The following is a 3,496-nucleotide window of genomic DNA, read 5'->3' as shown; positions in this document are numbered from 1 at the left end:
ATAATTTTTATAATGTCTGTAAGATTAAATCTTGACTTCTACAACTATAATTTGTTGATAGTTTGATTAATAATTAAGGCGTAGGATTTATAGTACCAGAAAGTTTTTACTCTATGTCATCTCCGCGTGGCATTGTTGTGCAGATCAATTTCACCCCTGTCATCCCGTGGCTTGACCACGGGATCTAGTTAAAATATTAAAATTATTAGTATTTTTTATTGTTTTTATGGACCCCGTGGCCAGGCCACGGGGTGACACAGTGGGTTTTACCGGTCTACGAAGGAATGACATTGAGCGAGTTTTGAAGGTCATGCAACAACTCCCAAAAGCTGGAATCCAGTAAAACCTAAAAAATCTTTAAAATCAAGATTTTTTAGCTTGGATCCCTGCTTTCGCAAGGATGACATAGAGGGCTTTTTAAAAATTATCCAGTACTATACATAAGATTACTCTAAGCGTAGTGATGGAACTTAATTTGTAAATAATTAAAACTTAAGTTTTGTACCTATAAGACCAACAGTACCTCGTGTTGTTTTACTAGGTGTTTCAGGGTAATATACAGGTTTACCTTTAGCTTGGAAATGAGAAATTTCAGCATATGGTAATAAACCAGGCATGATCTTATACTCAGTAGCGAGACTCACAGCATCGACGGTGTTTTTATATCTTGAAGTTTTAAGATATTCAAGACTTGTTTTTATAGGACCTTGTCCATAAGCAACTGCTCCATTGTAATAATAGGTATCACGACCGACTTTATAATATTCCTTAGTGGTTAAGCTTTTACCTAAATTACCGTAAGAAGCTCCGCAAGAGAAATTACCATAAGTATATACGGCTCCAAGATTATATGCTTTTAAATTAGAAAGCTTATAAGTATTAAGCACTTGGGTTGTAGTTCCGTCTATTTTAGTATGAACAAGACGACGAGCAGGTTTACCATACTCTCCGGTAACGGATAATTTTAAGTCTGCATCTTCGCTAATTTCATGTTCATAAGTTAAGCCGGCAGAAAAAGCATCTCTAATATTCTGATTTATAGTCATGGCTTCACCGTTTCCTAAGGAAACTATCTTTATTCCGGTTCTAGAAACACTAACTCCGTTTCTTCCTGAGCTCTCAAGCGTTAAATTATTTATATCTTTGTTACCGCCCGTATTAGCAGTATCGGGAGTATAAGAGATACCAGCTTGGAAACCTTTCATTTTAGGAGTAAAAAAGTTCGCCCTTCTAGCTTTTTCAGTTTTTTCATTCATTTGATCAAAAGAGTTCGAGTATGATTCAAGATAAAAGCTAGCACTAGTATCGAAATCCGGTTTTAAACCGTTATATCTCATATATTGACCATCAAGTAGAGCATATCTATACCATCCTCCGGTACCTGCGGTTACTTGAGAGCCGGTAACACGCAATTTAGCACTTGCGTCGACAGGAGAGCCTAATTCTACTTTACCGTAACTAGTTTCAATAAAGATATGTGATCCGTTATAACTTGCAGAGGTTTTTGCTCTTGTAGTAGGTTGGAGCACTATTTTAGCACCTGCTATTACATCATTGATAGTTTTAGAAATAGTTGCCGCAAACGCTGCTTCCGTGTAAAACCCTAGCTTTTTTCTGTTATCAGTTACATTCTTATCAAATAAAATTAAATGATCCTGTTTAATATAACCGCTTTCAAATAAATAAAATCCTTCTAATTTTATTTCAGTATCAGAATTAGAAATAACAGGTGTTGGATTTTCTTCGGCAAGACCAGCCGATGCAAGACAAATAATACCTGCAGCTAATAATAATTTTTTCACTTTAATAAAGTCCCTATAAACTTAAATAATAAAATTTACTATACAAAATAAATTTTTAGTATTAATAAATATAAATCAACTACGCTAGAATATAATAATACTTTTCACAATTGACAATAAAAAACTATTTTAATTTGTAATAATTTAATTTAAAGTATACAATGTTGTATTATTATCACTATCATTATTCAAGCAGCCTCAGACTTATAGTTCTAAAGAAAAATTTTGTATTGTAAATAATTATGAGTTATAATCATTAGTTTATTAATTAAATTAAGTTTTGATTATGGCTATAATGTCAGATAAGTGGATAAAAGAAGCTGTTATAAATCAAAGTATGATAAGACCCTTTGCGGAAAAGCAGGTAAGAGTTCATAATAAAGAAAAGATTATTTCTTACGGCTTATCTTCTTACGGCTATGATGCTAGAGTATCTAATGAATTTAAAATATTCACCAATATAAATTCTACTACGGTTGATCCAAAAAATTTCAGTGAATATAATTTAGTTGATAGAGAAGTAGATGTGTGTATTATCCCACCTAATAGTTTTGCCCTTGGCAGAACTATAGAATATTTTAAAATACCGCGTGATGTATTAGTTATTTGTGTCGGCAAGTCCACTTATGCAAGATGCGGTATAATAGTAAATGTGACTCCGTTAGAACCGGAGTGGGAAGGACATGTAACTTTAGAGTTTTCTAATACTACTCCATTACCTGCTAAAATATATGCAAATGAAGGAGCTTGTCAGTTTTTATTTTTAAGAAGTGATCAAGTTTGTGATACTTCATATGCCGATCGACAAGGAAAATATATGAAACAAATAGGCGTAACTTTACCGTTAACATAACTTTTTTATGTAAGAACCTGTTCACGATCTTAATTTTAAAGCTAATTAAAATCTTTTTAGCCGCAAATTATAAGATTTTTTTGAAATAAGAATACTATCCCTACAAAAATCTTATTAATTTTCGCTTAAAAACCTGTTTAATTATCAATCAAAATAAAATCGTGAATAGGCTCTAAAAAATTATATTAAATTTTTAATAAGGATTTTTATGAGTACAATAAACACTGATACTAATGAGGCAATGCCACATATTTCCGTTAATGCACAATATATAAAAGATTTATCTCTTGAGAACCCTTCTGCCCCGTCTTCTCTTGCGGCTTTAGAACAACGCCCTCAAATTGATTTATCTCTAGATATAAATATTACTAATTTATCGGAAGAAAATTTCTATGAAGTAGAATTAAATATCGAAGCAACTGCAAGAAATGAAAAATATAAATTATTTCAGATAGAATTAAAATATGCCGGGGTATTTAATTTAATTAATATTGATTCTGAACAACATCCGATTTTATTATCTGTTCATTGTCCAGCAATGATATTTCCATTTGCTAGAAAAATTATAGCTAGCTGCACTCAAGATGCAGGATTCCAGCCTTTAATGATTGATCCTATAGACTTTGGTGCCTTATATCATAAGAAAATGTCAGAGCATCAAAACTAAGAAAATCATTTAATTATTTAGTAAATTTCGTTTTAAACGCCATGGTTTTTAAATCACAGATAGAGCTTAATAGTAAAAATTTTATCAATTTGATTAAATATTCTTTACTTATGTTATTAATGAATGTATAAAGCACTAGATAAAAAATTAGGTCGTGCCTCCGTATTGCAGTTT

Annotated in this window: 3 protein-coding genes; 2 read left to right on the top strand and 1 reads right to left on the bottom strand. The window is 31.7% G+C overall.

From position 1 onward, the window contains the following. Window positions 1–485: 485 nt before the first annotated feature. The gene (locus KYQ89_RS00960; protein ID WP_218459966.1) at window positions 486–1,802 is read right to left on the bottom strand and encodes a porin; all 1,317 of its coding nucleotides are present in this window, start codon (window positions 1,800–1,802) and stop codon (window positions 486–488) included. A 286-nt stretch (window positions 1,803–2,088) separates the two neighbouring features. Between KYQ89_RS00960 and dcd the strand changes: the two genes are divergently transcribed. Then, complete coding sequence (gene dcd, locus KYQ89_RS00955) at window positions 2,089–2,655, top strand: dCTP deaminase (protein WP_218459965.1); 567 nt, start codon at window positions 2,089–2,091, stop codon at window positions 2,653–2,655. Window positions 2,656–2,863: 208 nt separating this feature from the next. Then, the gene (secB, locus tag KYQ89_RS00950) at window positions 2,864–3,322 is read left to right on the top strand and encodes a protein-export chaperone SecB (protein ID WP_011270410.1); all 459 of its coding nucleotides are present in this window, start codon (window positions 2,864–2,866) and stop codon (window positions 3,320–3,322) included. The last annotated feature ends 174 nt before the right edge of the window (window positions 3,323–3,496 follow it).

The sequence above is a fragment of the Rickettsia sp. TH2014 genome (assembly GCF_019249195.1).
In the GTDB taxonomy this organism is placed as follows: Bacteria; Pseudomonadota; Alphaproteobacteria; order Rickettsiales; family Rickettsiaceae; genus Rickettsia; species Rickettsia felis.
The sequence above is the reverse complement of the archived record's forward strand: the minus strand, read 5'-3'. Positions and strand labels throughout refer to the sequence as shown.